Origin of the sequence: Curtobacterium sp. MCPF17_051 (genome assembly GCF_003234595.1) — a bacterium.
Taxonomy (GTDB): Bacteria; Actinomycetota; Actinomycetes; order Actinomycetales; family Microbacteriaceae; genus Curtobacterium; species Curtobacterium flaccumfaciens.
The window spans coordinates 1-713 of sequence record NZ_QKSE01000035.1 but is presented as its reverse complement, the minus strand read 5'-3'; the positions used below and the strand labels follow the sequence as shown (position 1 = coordinate 713).

At 68.9% G+C, this 713-nt stretch carries 1 protein-coding gene; it reads right to left on the bottom strand.

What is annotated here, in order from left to right; all coding sequences use genetic code 11:
* Nucleotides 1-5: 5 nt before the first annotated feature.
* A partial coding sequence (locus DEJ35_RS16920) for a multidrug DMT transporter permease (protein WP_111193210.1) occupies nt 6-713 on the bottom strand: 708 nt, incomplete at its 5' end.

The following is a 713-nucleotide window of genomic DNA, read 5'->3' as shown; positions in this document are numbered from 1 at the left end:
CGGCGTCAGGCCCGGGTCTGCGGGTGGTGCTTGGCGAGCAGGAACACCCCGGTGATGGCGATGCCCGCGGCGACCACGAACCCAGCCACCGCGAACAACGGCGCCCCCGAGGCCTCGCCGAGCACGATGACGCCGATGCCGACCGCGACGATCGGATCGATCACCGTCAGCCCCGCGATCACGAGGTCGGCAGAACCGCTCGAGTACGCGTTCTGCACGAAGTACCCGCCGAGCGACGCCGCCACGACCACGCCGGCGATCGCGAGCACGGTCAGCCAGTCGAAGGTGCCGTTCACGAACCGGTTCAGCACGACCTTGGCCAGTGTCGCCACGAACCCGTAGAGCACCCCGGCCCCGACGATGTAGTACAGCGCGCTGCGACGCTTGGCCACCAGGCGGAACGACACCAGCACGAGCACCAGCACGACGGCCAGGATCACCAGCACGGTGACGAGCTGCTGGCGGGTGATCGCGCTCTCGTGCCCGACGAACGCCGCGATCCCGACGAAGATGCCGACACCGATGATGCACGTCCACACGGCCCGCCGCGCACGACGACCGAGCGGCACACCCGACGACCGCGACGAGAACCACGTCGTGATGACCAACGCCACGGCACCCAGCGGCTGCACGACGATCAGGGGCGCGAACGTGATGCTGACCAGCTGCAGGACCACCGCGATGCCGAGCATGAGTGTGCCGAGCACCCAGTA